This window comes from Ectobacillus panaciterrae DSM 19096 (assembly GCF_000430785.1).
GTDB classification, from domain to species: domain Bacteria; phylum Bacillota; class Bacilli; order Bacillales; family Bacillaceae_G; genus Ectobacillus; species Ectobacillus panaciterrae.
In genome coordinates this window covers 1,365-18,405 of sequence record NZ_AUMR01000088.1, presented here as the reverse complement: position 1 = coordinate 18,405, position 17,041 = coordinate 1,365, and the positions used below count along the sequence as shown (strand labels likewise).

Genomic DNA, 17,041 nt, shown 5'->3' with positions numbered 1-17,041 from the left:
AAGTCATAGAAGCTTTAGAAATCTTAGAAGTAATGGTATTGTAGGATTCCTTAAAAGATTAAGTCCAGGAACTTGTGTTGTTTTACAATTCGATGATCGCCGACCTGCAACGGGCACATTTCAAGGGTTTGAAAATGGTACAGTTATTCTGACTAATTTTGATGGCTTCCCTGGTCTTGTCCGTATCAAAGTAAATAGCATCAATGCTGTTTCTGTTGCTGGATCTTCTAAATGTTGTTAGATTTACACATAAAAAAAGCGGTTGTATAAAAAATACAACTGCTTTTTTCTTACTATTTTTAATGGATTTATAAAAAATAGTTAATGTCCAATTTGATACATCAAAATGCCAATTTTCATGAATTGGCCCCCAAAATCATGAATTGCTGCTATACCCCAACAATAAAAGAACAGTTTGTTTTGCTGGTTTCGGAGAAAAAATAAGCATGTATTTACAGGCTGAATACGTGTTTACTTATATAAAAAATTTTTTTATTTGTTATTTTCACCTATACCTTATCGATAAAACAAGCATAAGATGTACAAGTTAGTTAAGGGGGTGAGGTATTATGGGGTTGGGATTTGGATGTTTTGATGGTGGTTTTTCCCGTAGAAGTCGTAGAAGTCTTAGAACTTTTAGAAGTCGTAGAAGTTTTAGAAGTAATAACATTGTAGGATTCCTTAGAAGATTAAGTCCAGGAACTCGTGTTGTTTTACAATATGATGATCAACCACCTGCAAGTGGCGTTTTTCAAGGTTTTCAAAACGGTACAGTAATTCTAACTAATTTTAACGGTTTTCCTGGTCTTGCGCATATCGCAGTAAATAGTATCAATGCTGTTTCTGTTGCTGGATCTAGTTAAATTTACGCATAAAAAAGCGGTTGTATAAAAAAATACAACCGCCTTTTTTCTTAATACTTTTAATAGATTTATAAAAAAATAGCTAATGCCGTTTTGTTCGAAATAGCAAATGAAAACGTCGAAATTATAAATCATTTATATATACTCATTTGACCCAATATGAGTGTAGCCGCAATAAAGGGATATCTTTAAGGGAAGAAAGAATACATCTATGAAACTGCGAAATATCAAGTTTGCGAGTGGTATCAGCTTCACTGTTACTTCTCCGATAACTTGCATTATGTAAACAGAAAAGCCACCCATCAGGACAGCTTTTTAGTATAGGTATTGCGTATGTAATGAAAAGCAAGGCGGGGTGAGACCCTGCTCTTCATTCACCCAACATTACTAGGGGGTGATTCCCAATATTAGTATATGCACAGCTTGTCCGATTGTATGGACAAGTTATCTATTAATGTAAAAATATTCTAAAGACCAAACTAATTTTTCATATTGGAAGCATAAGTCTGCCGTAAACTAAAAGAAGCATAAATTTGCCGAACCGGCAATCTTATGCTTCTTGCTACAAATAACCGGAATTGCCTCATATTTTTCTTTTAATTTTTAATTAGTTTTAATCGAATTTTAATCAAAACATGTTATTATTTACATGACCCTATAAAAACTCTAAATAACCCTATAAAAACAACTCATCAAAAGGTGGCAATAGCTGCCTTTATTTTTTTTACATCCATTTTGAATTTTTTACTACAATTTCAAAATTTCGGATGAACGATACACAATAAAAAAAGACAGCCGGTGTCAGCTGCCTTTCTGGTTAACTTTTGAGTTGAAAAATATGTCTGTATTTAAATCGATATTATTTATTAGCTGCGATTTCTTGCTGTAATTTCTGATTAGCGCTTTTTAATTGTTGATCCAATTTTTCTAATGCAGAATTAATAGCTGCTCTGTCTTTCTTTTGAACGGCTGCTTTTAATTCTTTATGGATAGTGCGTTCGCCTTGTTCTTTTCCTTTATCATTATCTCGATCTTCACCTAGTTGTTTTCCGAACAGTGCTTCTAATTGCTTATGTGCTTGCTGCTTTGTTAATTTTCCATCTTTAACTTGTTGGTGAATGGAATCAATTTCTTGTTTATGAGCTTGGTAAAAAGCTTGTCGCTTCGCTTTCTCTTGTTGCTCTTTCTTTTGGAAACCTGGTGTTTGTCGTAACTGCTTCTCTAGGTTCTCATGAGTTGCAAGATCTTTTGTAAGTTGATCTTTTAATTGAGAAGAAGCGTATTGATTCATAATATTCGTAAGCTCTTTTTGCTTTTCTCCTTTTTCTCCTCTTTCTCCTCTTTCTCCTTTTTCATGAGTTCCTTTATGATTCTCTTGTTGTGTAGATATCTTGGATGCATCGGTTTTATGATTAGCTACTGTACTTCCTACTGTTGGGATTAACATAGATGCTGCTAAAACAGGGACAATCAAACTTGATCTTAGTTTCATTTGAATTCCTCCTCAATTATCTAAATGGTGAATCATACTACATGTCTAAGTATGTCCCGTTACTGTGAAGTTCCTGTGAATTGATTTGAACTTGGTGTGAAGATTAAATGAGATTTTTCACAGATTTCTCCCCGTGAAGCCTTTTTGTCATGCTCAAAGTATCCGTAAAGGTGTACAGAATATAAAGATATCTGTAAAAGAAAAAACCACCTTTAAAGATGTGGTTTTTTCTCGGTTTATTTAGGTTAATATTATTAGTATGTACAAAGCTTTATAGATTTTTTGCACCAGAACCTCTTTTAGCACTCAAGTCCTTAAATCTTCATTTGCATCTGTTACCTGACTTCGATCAAATGGGAACCAATTCGCCTTGCCAAACAATTTCACCATAGCCGGAATAAAAAGTGGCAAAAACACCAAGGTATATAGTAACAATCCTGATAGAACAATCGTTGCGGTTTGCATTAATGAAAGTACACCGGATGGGTACATGGCAGCAAATGTTCCTCCCAAAATGATGACTGCTGAGAAAATAACTGTCCCTACGTTACGCATTGCAAGCAAGATTGCTTCTTCAACTGGCATACCTTTGTATTCATTGAATCGATCCATTAAGAAGATACTGTAATCAACTCCTATTGTCATAAGGAGTACAAAACCGAAGAACGGCATCGTCCAGTTAACTCCATCATAACCAAGGATATGAACAAAGATAACCTCATTAATCGCCAGAGAGCTAATGAAACAAAGCACTAGCGATATAATGAGATACAACGGCATAACGAGGGAACGTAAAAGGACAATTAAGATAAGCGTAATACCAATCAGCATGTAGATAACTGTTTGCGTATAATCATCATTAGATGCTTGTAGCCTATCAGCTGAAATAGCGGATACCCCCGATACTCCGAATTTCGATCCTTTTAGATTTGTATCAACTAAAGCGCGCTCTACCGCTTCTTTAATATCTTTCGTTGTATCCAATGCTTGGCTGGAATAAGGATTGGATTTTAAGATCACATCAAATTTTGCAGCCTTTTTATTATTGGACAAGTAATTGTTAAACACTTGCTGAAACTCTTTGCTCTCGAATGCCTGACTCGGAATATAAAAACCCGCCATTTCACGGTCCGGAGAATTTGTTAAATCTCCCAAATAATTTTGAGCAGAACCAAGTCCTTTCGAGATGTGTCCTAAACTATCTGCGCTTTGATCAAGTCCCGACTGTAACTGCTTCAATTGTAATGTCATTGCTGTAAACCCGGACTTTGTCATCCGTTGACCGTCTTCAATTTGAGATAATCCTTTAGAAAACTGAGGTAACTTGTTAATCGCTTGACTCTGTCCTTCTGCAGCCTGCTGAATTCCTTGTTCAAGCTGAGCTGCTCCTCTTTCTAATTGACCCAAGCTAACAACGAGTTTTTGCTGCTCGTTAATCGCTTGATTAATTTGTTTTTTACCCTCGTTAAATTTCTCGGTGACACCATCCATTTGAGGATTTAACTTATTATTTAAAATATCTAGCGTTCCTTGTAATATTTCATGTGTAGCATTTACTTTCTGTGTAATATTAGTATAATCCTTTTCCTGCACAATTTCTGGATATCTACTTTCAAGTGCAGTAAAGCTATTACTTAGACCTGCTAATGTTGTAGAAGCAACTTCTAAACTTTGAAAAATCCCTGTATATTCAGATTTCACTTTCTGCAATTCAGTACCCAGGTTTTCATAGCTATTTACCAATTGTTGTGACTGTTCACCGAACTCCTGGACCTTTTGACGCATTTGTGCAATACCGGCTTTCAATTGCCCTGCTCCTGCTGAACCATCACGCATTCCTTTTTCAATAACAGATAATCCGTCTTGTAGTTGTGTCGCACCATCTTGAAGTTGTTTTGTCCCATCAATTAGACCGTCAATCCCATTTATAGCAGAGTTTAACTGTGGGCCCGAAGAAGCCAATGAATTGGTAGCACCGTTTAAGCCATTTTGGATTTGTTGTAATCCATCATTCCCTTTTCCAAGTCCTTCATTTAGTTCCTTTGCTTGATTTGTTACGTAAAAATCCTTAATTGGATCTCCAAGCGGGCGAGTTACACTGCGAACCTTCTCAACAGAGGGAAGTTTCGCTATTTCCCGACTGATTCTTTCAATTCCCATCAAAGCTTCCTTAGAATCCAAGTTGTTATCGCTTTCCATTACCACTTTTACGGGCATCACTTCTCCTGGACCAAAGTTATCAGCAATTATATTAAATCCTTTTACCGAGCCATAATCTTTACCAATCTCATTTAAAGAGTTAAAAGACGACTTTCCGTTATAGCTAATTAAAAAAGGAACTACAATAATCGCTACAAGTACTAAAGCACGGAATGGTTTGCGAAGGGAGAAGGATACTAACTTTTCCCATAACATACTTTCACTATTGCTATGTACTGACCTTATCGGCCAGAATAGACGAGGTCCTAAAACAGCCATAAAGAACGGTACGATAGTTAGAAAAGCGATGAGTAGCATTACAACACCTACTACCACTCCTGTTGCAGATTGATATAGCGAGAATTTTGAAAATGCAATGGATACAAATCCAATTAATACAGCGAGGGCGCTAAAAAACACTGTTTTTCCTGCTGTTTGATACGTTCTAATAATGGCATCAGTCACCGTTTCATGTTTAAATAATTCTTCTCTGAAGCGGCTAAGTAGTAAAATACAGTAGTCAGTTCCAATTCCAAATAATATGGCTACCATAAAAATTTGTGTAAAGTTCGATAGCGGAAAATTAAACCAATCTACTAGATATGCAACGATAGACGTACTTGCTACATATGCAAGGCCAACTGTAAGAAGCGGAACAAGTGGGGCAATAATTGAACGGAATACAACAATGAGAATAATGAAAATAAAGACTACCGTAATTATTTCTGTCTTATGTAATCCGTTTTGCGAATTGGTTATAACATCCTCGCCGATAAACCTTTCTCCTGTTATATAATGCTCTACTTGTACATGGCTGATTACTTTTTCTAAATCCGTTCGTACCTTGTCGATGGATCGTTTTTGCGGATCTATTTTTAATGGTGTAATAATAGTTCTTTCGTCCTTTGAAACAAGTTGTTTCCGAATATCCTCGTTATCCAAATGGGTTGTAATCTGTCTAATACCTAATTTTTCTTTTTTTGCTTTTAGTAAATTAATTGCTTGTTGAATATCCTGTTCATCGTGCTTATCAATCTTCTTTGGATTATGGAATACAAGAACGGCGGATATTGTTTTCGCCTCTTCTGAACTATTGTGTTTTAAAATATCCTCTGCAATTACAGAAGAGTACTCTTCAGGAACCGTTATTTTTCCTTTATCACGAATCAGCTTCCCCATATCTGGCGAAAACACTACTAAAACCACTAACAATGCAACCCACAAAGCTGGAAGGATCCATCGGAACTTCAACAACGTTCGCATCGTTTTCACTCACCTTCCCCTTTGTTAATAGTCATCCAAATTTTTTCTTACATGTGAAATTATTTTTTGAATTTTCTTCCTCATTGTGTATAAGCTGGCTTATAGTTGCTTCTAGCGCAAACATAAATCTTCAAAATAGGATAGATTTTTATCAACTGTGATTACACGAGTAGAATGACAAGTAGCCAAGGCTTTTTCAAAAAGCGCTTGGCTATTTTTCACCTCTTGATTCACTAAGATAAAAGCCAATTGTATTTCCTTAAGAACCAACCGCGCCATATAAACACATCTATTACCCTTTACTTTTATGTATGTTTCACCCACTCTCCACGAGTCATTCGTTTGCTTGAGATGACGAAGGATTCTCAAGAACCATATGGATGTAAGTGATTGTGTGAGCAATGAATAAGCTACATTCCTCCAAATATCTCTAAATTACGAAAACTGAGATTGCACCGTAGGTACAATCTCATCGTTAATAAAACAATGTTAGACTACTCTGCATGCTTCCACTTGAACAAACATCTCGTTTCTACACCAATTATACTCCTTTTTTCAAGATAATAGAATATCTTGATATTATATATATTTATTATAGTTTGAAAACTTGCACTAGAATCATTTTAACTAATGGATGATCTTATCATCCTAGTGTTCTATTCTACCCCAACAGCATCATATGCTTTTGTTACTGCTTTTACTTCTTCTGAATTTTCTCCATATAAATCTGTTGCCGCTTGAATAGCAGCTTGACGCATCATGCTAAAATTGGAAGTAGCTGTTAAATATTTAGTAAGCGTACGATAATAAATTTGTTCTGTTTTTTCACGTCCAATACCGACTACATCTACACCATAATGAGTTCCTCCTTCTGATATAAGGTATGCGGCTTTATTATTAATACTTGAATTAATATGAACTCCTCCATTATCATTTTCACCTATATAACGTTTACTATAATGGTCTGGATAACCTTGAGAGGCTGGGTCTTTCATAGAACGTAAAGAATCATTTTGAATACCTGGTGTATAAATATCTTCTCCCATTTCCCAATCATCCCGATCAATCATTGCTCCCATAATATCAGATAGAGATTCGTTTAATGCTCCGGATTCATTATTATAAACTAATCCTGCTGTATGCTCAGTTACAGCATGGGTAATTTCATGTCCTACAACATCTAAACCAGCAGACAAGGGAATAAAGTTTGTTCCATCTCCATCACCATAAATCATTTGCACCCCATTCCAAGCTGCGTTATTCCATCCTTTTCCTACATGAACGGAAGAAATAAGTTTGGCTCCAGTATTATCAAAAGAATTACGTCCCATTGTATTTTTATAATAATCGTAAACTTTTTGTGCACTTACATGTGCATCTACTGCTGCAGGGTCATCAAAACGTTGACTCAAACTTGTTATCTCCTTACCTGTATATCCTATATATCTTGAAAGAAGAAGAAAAAGGTATTCGTTCATATTTTTCGCATTGTATGTATTTATCCCGTTTCCTCTAGTTTCATCAGCTAGATAATATTTATCATTTTTATATGTAACTTCAAAATTTCCCTCATTTCCTAAAACCCCAGTTCCCGAGCCAGTCACTTCATTTATGGCATTAAACTGATTAATAATATGTCCATCTGTTGCGTCTATGAAATAATGATAATAACCTGGTTTAGGATTAGAAATAGAGGCTTTAACAAGGTAAGAAAGGTAAAATTTATCTTCATATTTATAAATATAGAGTTTTTGACTAATGTCATCATAGTATTCAACCTTACCTATTTCTTTCTCAATATCTTTTTTTGCTATTCCGATTGCCTTTTTCCCAGAAATGGTAGCTTTTGTCGGAATATTTTTATCTTCCAAATTTGAATCAACCTGACCGAAGAAAGCTCTAACATTATCGTTTTTATCTAAAGATATTGTTTGAGTAGATCCGTAAACAGGGATATTATTATATTTCTCAACTAGCTTTAAGTGATAAGTGCCCGTTTTTTCATCTTTTTCTTCTTTTAATACTTGAAAATGATTTTTTATATCTCCTTGTAATTTGAATAAATTATTTTTCGATTCTAGATAAGAAAAGGCAATCTCTTCTTTATTTTTATTCGGTACTTTTTGTGAAATTTTTGATTTCTCTCCACTTTCAATGATATAAGATGGAGTATTTTCATTATATTTAACCTTACTCTCGTTTGCGTGTGCAGGTAAAGCACCTACTCCGAATGTCTCTAAACCAATAAATAAAGCTAGTGAGGAATAAACTACTTTTCTTTTCAACTCATGACACTCTCCTATATCTTTAATAGTTTAATAGTTCCATTTTTGGGACATTTTATATTTTACCGCAAATAACCTTAATTGTAACTATTTTACAATAAATTCATTTCGGTTCTGGTGCAAAAACCTCAAAACAATTGCAATTATCATGAAGTTTTTGCACCAGAACCATATTTTGAGCCTTCATTAATTCTTAAAGAAAAACCTGTTTCCGGTTCTGTAAACGTTAAATATGATGAATATGTAGAAGAAATTAAAAAGTTATTAATCAAAGTAATTGACGCATTAGAAATAGATTTCGGTGTCGTTCATATGGAAGTATTCCGTACTAACGAAGGGGTACTTATTGGAGAAATCGGATGCAGACCAGCAGGCGGTTTAATCTCTGGGGTTGTCAAAAATCAATATGGAATTAATTTATGGGATCATTATATGGCATTAAATATAAGAGAACCACTCGAACCAATTACATTGAATGAATCTGATAAATATCAAGGTTGGTTAGGTTTAACGTGTAAAGAAGGAAAAATAACTCGTTTAACACCTTCAAGTGAGTTGTTAGAAATTGAAGAAGTGAAAGAAGTAATAGACCTTTATAATGAAGGGGATTATGTAGATCCACGTTGGAAAGGTTCAACTATCTTCTTTAGTAAATTAATTTTCTTTGAGCTTAATAAATTAGAAGAATTAGATAATCTTAGAAAAAAATTATCGGAGACTTATCATATTGAGGTAAGCCCCTTAGTTGAAGTATATAACTAATGTTTTTTAGTGTAAGTAACCCCTTATTAGGGGACCCGAGCGAAAAATGCAAATTCTGTATATTGGTGTGAGATTGTGAAAAAATGTACTTAAACTAAAGGTGCAGTTTAGCACAATAAGAATTCAAAAATATTTTAAACTTCTTTATAAAGAAGTTAATCCCATATATAGGAAGAGCATATTTTGAACAATCATTTTCAAAACATGCTCTTCCTTTGTTCCACTATAATCCTCACTTAGGGAAAATAAATCTTTTAACATTTCTATTGTTTCGATTTCCATATAACCAGCAATGGAGTCTTCAGTCATCATAACATTTTGATCATATAAAACTGAATAAAAAAATCGTCTTTTTATAGTGGGGCGAGAGCATCCAGCGGCGTGCAGAAGCGGTCAAACCCTTGGTCCATGCAAGGGTAAACCAGAGAGAGGAAGTAAGTGCCAATGCCGTTTTGTTCGAAATAACAAATGAAAACGTCGAAATTATAAATCATTTATATATAAATGATTCCTTAACTTCCGATACAAACATTTCAAGCATGACAAAAGGGCTTCAAGAGAAGATGAAGCCTTTTTGTTTGTGTGGAGGTAGAATCTTGGTTAGAAAATTCTACATCCTTACGATGCTCAAAACTGCTTACTTTATGCGTTATTTACATAATCCGGATTATTCATTCGTTTCTTTCTAAGAAACGGGGGCCGAGATATCCAATAATTTTATAAAAATGTTTTAGGATAGTTCCCGCATCTCCTGGGTACATTAATCTTCGTGGAGGTGATAATAATGGCAAACAATCAACAACCAAACAAAACTGCAGCTGGAACAAGTGTTCAAAAAGTAAAACAGCAAAATGCTGCATCTGCTGCTGGTCAATTCGGAACTGAATTTGCTAGCGAAACAGATGTACAAGCAGTAAAACAACAGAACGCCCAATCAGCAGCTCAAAAGAGCCAAAATTCTGCTCAACAACAATCCTAAACGAATAAAGAGTAAAAGGGTATTTCCATACTCGTTGGAAATACCCTTTTTATGCATGTCTTCTTTACATCCCCCAGATTACTGGGAGCTAGAGTGTTCTATATATGAATGATTTATGATTTCGACATTTCAATGTGCTGGGTATAGAGGCATTGGTGCTTTCTTCCTATCTATGGTTTACCCTTGCATGGACCACCACAAGGGTTTGACCGCTTCCGCACGTCGCCGGATGCTCTCACCCCACTGTAAAAAGACGGTTTGTTTATTCAGTTATATATAGTTTCTTTAACGTTTCATGCTACATCTCTTAAATTGCACCGTTTACTATCCAAACTTCCTTTAACTTGCGATTTGTTTATGGGAAGTCTTTGATTTTTCTGCTTGTAGGAATCGGTTCGTTTCTGCGACGACCACACCGCTTAATCCGACTAGACCGATTAAGTTTGGCATTGCCATCAGTCCGTTTGCGATGTCGGAAAATGTCCAGACCAAACCGAGTTTTAAATTTGCGCCGACTGCAACCATTCCTACAAAAATGTAGCGATAGTACCGCACAGCCTTCCGACCGAATAGGTACTCTACACATTTCTCTCCATAATATGACCAGCCCAGAACCGTTGAATACGCAAACAAAACAATTGCAATGCCGAGAATCATACTTCCTGCACTGCCGAATACGGACTGAAAAGCGAGTGTCGTCGCTTCCACACCCGTTTTTCCAGACTTCCAGGCGCCTGTTGTAATCAGCACCAAGCCGGTAATGGTACAAACAACAAATGTATCAAGGAATGTTCCTGTCATGGATACAAATGCTTGTTTAGCCGGAGAGTCGGTTTTTGCTGCTGCAGCTGCAATCGGTGCGCTTCCTAATCCAGCTTCATTTGCAAACACACCTCGCGCCACACCGATTTGGATGGCAGATGCAACTGTCGCTCCAACAAAGCCGCCAGCAGCCGCGGTGCCGTTAAATGCACCTGAGAAAATAAGAGAGAATGCTACTGGAATTTGATCAATGTGATAAAAAATGATGACCAGTCCAGCAATGATATAAAAGAAGGCTTTCACCGGAACAAAATAGCCGGTGACTTTCCCGATTTTTTTAACGCCGCCTAGAATCACAATCGCAATAAAAATAGCCATCGTGATGCCGGTAACGACTGGAGATATGGAAAAGTTGATTCTCATTGCCTCAGCAACTGAATTGGACTGCACCATATTTCCGATCCCAAAAGAGGCGGTTGCGCCAAAAATGGCAAATAGCACAGCCAGCCATTTTTTTCCTAGGCCGCGTTCCAGATAATACATCGGGCCGCCAGAATATTCTCCATTTACACTATTGATTCGATATTTTACCGCAAGAATGGCCTCTGAATATTTTGTTGCCATTCCGAAAAGGGCGGTAATCCACATCCAAAATATCGCACCAGGTCCCCCGATCGACACTGCCGTTGCAACCCCAGCTATGTTCCCCATTCCAATGGTGGCCGCCATGGCGGTCATCAGTGCCTGAAAGTGGCTGATATCCCCAGCTGAGGAATTGTCCTCTGATTTTCCAAACGCCAGTTTATGGGCATACCATAGTTTTACAAATTGCAAGCCTCGTAGGCGTACCGTAAGGAGGATTCCTGTTCCTACAAGAAGTACCAGTGTAGGTAGCCCCCATACATAATGATTCATTACTTCTAATGCTCGACTTACTGTCTCCATCTCCATTCTCCTTTACAAAAAAATAAAAAACCATTTCATTCAAATGAAATGGTCTCTGGAGATACAAGGCATAGAAAAATAAACCGATTCGGGATCGGCTTTTCCTGTCGCTTGTCTCTGTCCTTTTACCTGAGAGATTATCCGCCGTACTGACGGATTTGCTCCTTCGGTGCTCTGTTTCCTCCGTGCCGTTTGGCGGCAGGAGGGAGTCTCTCCAGAGATTCGTCCCCATACAGTTCTACTTGTATCCAAGACCTGAGAGTTTCAAAGCTGTCCGACCAGCTCCTTGCCCCATCGGTAGATCTGTTGATCTTCTCCTGTATGGTTCATCCGAATGCTATGAAATTAATAAAAGTTATTATAGTCACGTGTTAAGAAATAAGTCAAGACGCAGGATGAAAAAACATTATTTGCTTGAATATTCATTTTTATAGGCAACTTGTAAAATGTGAGAGTAGAAGCATCGTCACATACTCATCGAGTTAAAAATTTTTATCTAATACATTTTATATTTCTTAGCACATGTAGAGAGAAATTGCGTGTACCAGTCTATAACTATTTTCGTGAGCTGGCTCATTGCTCATGCTGCGAAAATCTTACTATAGCAGTATCTTCGGTCTAAAACATTTTTTAAACTGAACACCAGCTTTTTTAGGCGAGTATATGATTTGTAATTTTTATTGAATGTTGTTATCCTAGGTAACACAGCTATTACTTAAAGTTAGCTGATGTAAAAAAATAAGAAACAATCAGGAGGAAAGCATAATGAAACATACGACAATCAGTAAGCTTTTTGAACCTGTAACCATAGGTGCGTGGAAGTTGCGTACAAGAACAGCCATGGCCCCAATGACACGCTGTTTTGCTGATGATCAAACAGGAGTTGTTGGCGAAGATGTCGTGGAATATTACCGTCGACGTGCAGCGGATGGAATTGGCTTGATTATTACTGAGGGCATCGTCATTAGTCCTCGTGCAAAAGGTAATCCTGGCGTTCCGGGGCTGTATACGCAAGCACAAATTAATGCGTGGAAAAAGGTAACGGAAGCGGTACACCAAGAAGGTGGAACGATCATCGCACAAATTTGGCATGTCGGAAGAGCAAGTCATCATGAGATTGCTGGCAATCTACCGCCACAAGCACCATCAGCTATACGAGCGGAAGGAAAAGTATCCCGATTTGGAAAGCCTTTTGATATACCTGAAGAAATGAGTATTGACGATATTAAAGAAGTTATTGGCCAATATGCACAAGCTGCAATAAATGCGATTGAAGCGGGTTTTGACGGAGTTGAAGTGCACGGTGCCCACGGATATTTAATCGACCAATTTAATTCAGACGTATCTAATCACCGGACAGATAAATACGGGGGAGACCTTGCAGACAGACTAACGTTTATGAAAGACGTCTTAAAGGGAGTTATTGATGCAGTGGGCGCTGATCGTACGCTTATTCGATTCTCAGCGTTAAAAATTGACCAGCCGAATTACATGTGGGAAGATCCGGAAGAAGCTATTCAAACATTTATTCAAGCTTTCAAAGAGATTGGTATAACAATGATTCATCCATCAACCATGGAATTTACCAAATCAATTGCCGATGGGAAAACGATGCATCAGCTCGTCCGTAAATATTGGGATGGGGTTATTGTCGGAGTCGGAGATTTAGCTGCTGAAACAGCTGAACAAGCGATAGCAGAAGGCACGATTGATATCGCTGCTTTTGGACGCCCGTTACTTGCCAATCCAGATTTTCTTCACCGAGTGAAAGAAGGAGAAGACATTATTCCCTATGATGCGAAAACTCATCTGCAAGAATTAATTTAGCCCTTTTGGTTTCATAGAAGCAGCTGTCTCGTAAATCATGTGCGAGTCCCTGCTTTCTTAAAAGGGATTGCAGTGAAAAGGGTATTTTCGAAAGGTAGATAGGTTCCTTTTTTGACACATCAAAATACTAATTTCTATAAAACGGCCCCATGCCCATCAACTTAAGAAATTTGTGTTCTCCAAAATGAAAAAATGAGCTGAATTCTCATGGACGACTGAAGGGAGACAAAATTTTCGTTTTGGTGGCACTTAAAAATCTTAGCTTGATGGGCATAGAGGCCTGACAGAAAAACACGGATTTACCGCGCTAATGATTGTTTCAACAGATGGACAAAAACATTAGCGTTTTATTTTGCATACATGTTCATTTCAGATATACCCCGATAAAACAAATCCAAGAAAACGAAACACCCATATTTTTCTAAAATAGCAGATAAAACGCTTAGTATGGAAAATGCGCGTGTTGACAGCGCCCCGCCTATAACTTTACTCTACATCAATCTGGATACCAACCTCATCAGGCAAGAGAACCATTGCCTGATAAGGGATTTGATGTTTCGTCATCACGCTTTCAATAAAAGCAGATAATTGTTCTTTATCTTCCTTAAAAAAGCATAAAATCGTTGGACCCGCACCGCTTAAAGCAGCTCCTAATGCTCCATGTTTAGGAGCTGCTTTCAATATTTCTGATAATCCTGGAACATGGCTTGCTCGGTATGGCTGATGAATGCGATCTTGCATTGCTTGTTCTAATAGATCCAACCTTCCTTGCGAAAGAGCAGCTACAAGCAAACTGCTGCGACTAATATTATAAACAACATCTATTTTGTTGTACGTCTCTGGAAGGACTGATCTTGCTTTTTCTGTCGATAGCCAAAAATCAGGAATGATAACAAGCGCCTGTAGTGATGGCGGAGCTTGCAAACGGACATAAGGAACTTCTGCTTCCTTCTCTTCTGGCATGGATGCGATGACAATTCCTCCAAATAAGGCAGCTCCTACATTATCAGGATGTCCTTCCCAATGAGAGGCTATAGAAAAGAGCTGCTCTAGTGTGAAAGGTTCTCCCGCGAGCACATTAGCAGCGCCTAATGCTCCAACGATAGCCGCTGCACTACTGCCAAGCCCACGTGTGAGTGGTATGTCGGAACTTGCTTCAATATATAGCTCAGGTGCCGGTAGTCCTGCTAGTTGAAAAAGATGCGCAGCTACTTTGTATAATAGATTTGTTTTGTCCTGAGGCAAAGCTGCTAGCTCATCGCCGTTCATCTTAATCTGCGTATGAGTAGATAAACGCATACGAATAGTGGTATAAAGCTGGAAAGCCATCCCGATTGTATCAAAACCCGGCCCCATATTCGCCGTACTAGCAGGGACTTTTACGCTTACTAGAGAATTATTCATTTCCCTTATTCCCTCCTTCTTTTTTGATGGATCTAGTAATTGAGTCATTGTTCTTTCCCATTCTCAATGCGATAACAGCTTTTAATTTCCTCGACGACATCCACGTCTCTCATGGAATAAAGGAAACCATCTAAGTCACTTTTTGCGATTTCATGCGTAATCAAAACAATTTCTGCATATTCTCCCCCACTATAAGGCTGTTGGATAACCTGATCAAGAGAGATATGATTGTCAGCTAACACTTGAGTGATTTTTGCAAGTACTCCGCGTCTATCGGTTACAATCATACGCAAAAAGTACTTGGAAAACTTTTTATTATTGCTCTTCAGCCGTTTTTCTTTGTAAGGAACAACGATTTCCCGACCACTTACTCCAAATTTCATATTCTTTACAACAGCAACAAGATCGGATACTACTGCAGTCGCAGTTGGCAGTTCTCCAGCGCCCGGCCCGTAGAACATCGTTTCTCCAACAGCTTTACCATGTACGTAGACAGCATTAAATACTCCATTCACCGCGGCAAGAGGATGAGAGTTGTGGATCATTGTAGGCTGAACGCTTACTTCTATCTCATCGCTATCATCACATTGCGCTAAGCCCAGCAACTTGATTTCAAATCCTAGCTTTTTGCCATAGGCGATATCCTCTTTTGATATATGACTAATCCCTTTTACATCTACATCGTCAAGGTTTACCGCTACGCGAAAACCTAATGTGGAGAGGATTGTCATTTTGCGGGCGGCATCCAATCCTTCTACATCAGATGTTGGATCCGCTTCAGCATAGCCTAACGCCTGAGCTTCCTTTAAGACTTCGGCATAATCTGCACCCTCTTGATTCATCTTGCTCAAAATATAGTTCGTCGTCCCGTTTACAATCCCCATCATTTTCGTGATCCGGTCAGAGGAAAAGCCCTCAACCAATGCTCTGAGAATAGGAATGCCACCTGCCACACTTGCTTCGTAAAATACATCGCAGTTCTTTTCTTGTGCAAGGTTTAAAATTTCTGCGCCGTGTAAAGCCATTAAATCCTTGTTTGCTGTAATAACATGCTTTCCTTGTTCTAAGGCAGCTAAAACATATTCCTTAGCTGGATAAATTCCTCCCATAACCTCAATCACAATGTCAATCTCAGAATCGTATAAGATATCTTCCACATTTGCAGTAAGAAGATGTTCAGGCACAGATAAACTGCGTTTTTTTGCCTTATCTTGCACAAGAATTTTATGAATTTCAATATTAAGCCCTGTTTTTTTAAACAAATCCTCTTGATGGTCTGATACAATTCGAACCACACCTGTTCCAACTGTTCCCAATCCTATTAAACCTACTTTTACTGATTTCTTCTTCATTTTTTCTCCTCCTATATGTTTAAAAAAACACTCGTCCCAAAGTAAGGGACGAGTGTTGAATTCGTGGTTTCACCCTAGTTTCAACAAAACAACATACTTATCCTAAGTTATTTTGTCTCTCAAGAATCAGATAACGTTTTTTTTCGGTTTTGTCATTACTGATCTGTTCCTTTATCAAGCATTGGAATGTTGATTCCTTTTTCACGTGCGGTTTTCTTTGCCAGTTCATATCCGGCATCGGCGTGACGCACTACGCCCATACCTGGGTCAGTTGTCAGCACTCGTTCAATGCGGGCTTCTGCTTCTTTCGTGCCGTCTGCTACAATAACCACCCCTGCATGTAAAGAGTAACCCATTCCTACGCCGCCGCCGTGATGTACGGATACCCATGTAGCGCCGCCCACTGCGTTAACCATGGCATTTAAAATCGGCCAATCTGATACTACATCTGATCCGTCTTTCATCGCTTCTGTTTCACGATTTGGTGAAGCAACAGAACCGGAATCCAAGTGATCGCGTCCGATAACAATCGGTGCTTTTAATTCTCCGCTTGCCACCATATCATTAAGGATCTTTCCGAAACGGGCACGCTCTCCATAGCCAAGCCAGCAAATACGGGAAGGAAGACCTTGGAACTGGATTTTTTCTTGCGCCATGCGAATCCAGTTGCACAAATGTTCATTATCAGCAAATTCGCGTAAAATAGCCTGGTCCGTTTTATAAATGTCTTCCGGATCGCCTGACAACGCCACCCAACGGAAAGGCCCTTTTCCTTCACAGAATTGCGGACGGATATAAGCTGGAACGAATCCCGGGAAGTCAAATGCATTTTCTACACCTTCATCTTTTGCAACCTGGCGAATGTTATTGCCGTAGTCAAATGTCACTGCGCCTTTTTCCATCATCTC

General features: G+C 38.1%; 12 protein-coding genes, 2 pseudogenes and 1 riboswitch. Of the genes and pseudogenes, 5 read left to right on the top strand and 9 right to left on the bottom strand.

The annotated features are described in order from the left end of the window. Window positions 1–241: pseudogene (locus H540_RS34230) on the top strand (hypothetical protein); the annotation flags it as partial. A 328-nt stretch (window positions 242–569) separates the two neighbouring features. Further along, window positions 570–863 carry a hypothetical protein gene (locus tag H540_RS30135; protein ID WP_051317175.1) on the top strand — a complete coding sequence of 98 codons (294 nt, stop codon included), beginning with the start codon at window positions 570–572 and terminating at the stop codon, window positions 861–863. Window positions 864–1,722: 859 nt separating this feature from the next. Here H540_RS30135 and H540_RS0118025 read toward each other — a convergent pair. The 4 genes and pseudogenes from H540_RS0118025 to H540_RS0118010 form a co-directional block, all read right to left on the bottom strand. After that, window positions 1,723–2,355 (bottom strand): hypothetical protein, encoded by a 633-nt coding sequence (locus H540_RS0118025; protein ID WP_028401836.1) that lies wholly within the window; start codon window positions 2,353–2,355, stop codon window positions 1,723–1,725. A gap of 306 nt (window positions 2,356–2,661) precedes the next feature. Further along, a complete protein-coding gene (locus H540_RS0118020) occupies window positions 2,662–5,817 on the bottom strand; it encodes an MMPL family transporter (RefSeq protein WP_028401835.1) in 3,156 nt (1,051 codons plus the stop codon). A 135-nt stretch (window positions 5,818–5,952) separates the two neighbouring features. Next, window positions 5,953–6,305, bottom strand: a pseudogene (locus tag H540_RS35605) (DDE-type integrase/transposase/recombinase); the annotation flags it as partial. A 168-nt stretch (window positions 6,306–6,473) separates the two neighbouring features. Next, window positions 6,474–8,102, bottom strand: coding sequence for a M4 family metallopeptidase (locus tag H540_RS0118010; protein ID WP_155891066.1), 1,629 nt, complete (start codon window positions 8,100–8,102; stop codon window positions 6,474–6,476). A 117-nt stretch (window positions 8,103–8,219) separates the two neighbouring features. Between H540_RS0118010 and H540_RS0118005 the strand changes: the two genes are divergently transcribed. Further along, on the top strand, window positions 8,220–8,864 hold the full coding sequence (locus H540_RS0118005; protein WP_028401833.1) for an ATP-grasp domain-containing protein: 645 nt from the start codon (window positions 8,220–8,222) through the stop codon (window positions 8,862–8,864). Window positions 8,865–9,008: 144 nt separating this feature from the next. Here H540_RS0118005 and H540_RS33340 read toward each other — a convergent pair whose 3' ends face one another. Continuing rightward, the gene (locus H540_RS33340; protein ID WP_155891065.1) at window positions 9,009–9,176 is read right to left on the bottom strand and encodes a hypothetical protein; all 168 of its coding nucleotides are present in this window, start codon (window positions 9,174–9,176) and stop codon (window positions 9,009–9,011) included. Between the two features lie 472 nt (window positions 9,177–9,648). On the opposite strand from H540_RS33340, the gene H540_RS0117990 reads away from it, so the two are divergent. Beyond that, complete coding sequence (locus tag H540_RS0117990; protein WP_028401831.1) at window positions 9,649–9,843, top strand: gamma-type small acid-soluble spore protein; 195 nt, start codon at window positions 9,649–9,651, stop codon at window positions 9,841–9,843. A 339-nt stretch (window positions 9,844–10,182) separates the two neighbouring features. Here the strand turns inward: H540_RS0117990 and H540_RS0117985 are convergent, their stop codons facing one another. Further along, window positions 10,183–11,550, bottom strand: coding sequence for an alanine/glycine:cation symporter family protein (locus H540_RS0117985; RefSeq protein WP_028401830.1), 1,368 nt, complete (start codon window positions 11,548–11,550; stop codon window positions 10,183–10,185). 107 nt (window positions 11,551–11,657) lie between these two features. Further along, window positions 11,658–11,778: riboswitch (glycine riboswitch) on the bottom strand. Between the two features lie 537 nt (window positions 11,779–12,315). On the opposite strand from H540_RS0117985, the gene H540_RS30125 reads away from it, so the two are divergent. Continuing rightward, window positions 12,316–13,377 carry an alkene reductase gene (locus H540_RS30125; protein ID WP_081415188.1) on the top strand — a complete coding sequence of 354 codons (1,062 nt, stop codon included), beginning with the start codon at window positions 12,316–12,318 and terminating at the stop codon, window positions 13,375–13,377. Window positions 13,378–13,863: 486 nt separating this feature from the next. Here H540_RS30125 and thrB read toward each other — a convergent pair whose 3' ends face one another. The 3 genes from thrB to hutU all read right to left on the bottom strand — a co-directional run. Further along, on the bottom strand, window positions 13,864–14,781 hold the full coding sequence (thrB, locus tag H540_RS0117975; protein ID WP_028401829.1) for a homoserine kinase: 918 nt from the start codon (window positions 14,779–14,781) through the stop codon (window positions 13,864–13,866). A gap of 44 nt (window positions 14,782–14,825) precedes the next feature. Next, complete coding sequence (locus tag H540_RS0117970; RefSeq protein ID WP_028401828.1) at window positions 14,826–16,133, bottom strand: homoserine dehydrogenase; 1,308 nt, start codon at window positions 16,131–16,133, stop codon at window positions 14,826–14,828. 155 nt (window positions 16,134–16,288) lie between these two features. Next, the coding region (hutU, locus tag H540_RS30120; protein ID WP_034671336.1) for a urocanate hydratase at window positions 16,289–17,041 on the bottom strand (753 nt) is incomplete at its 5' end.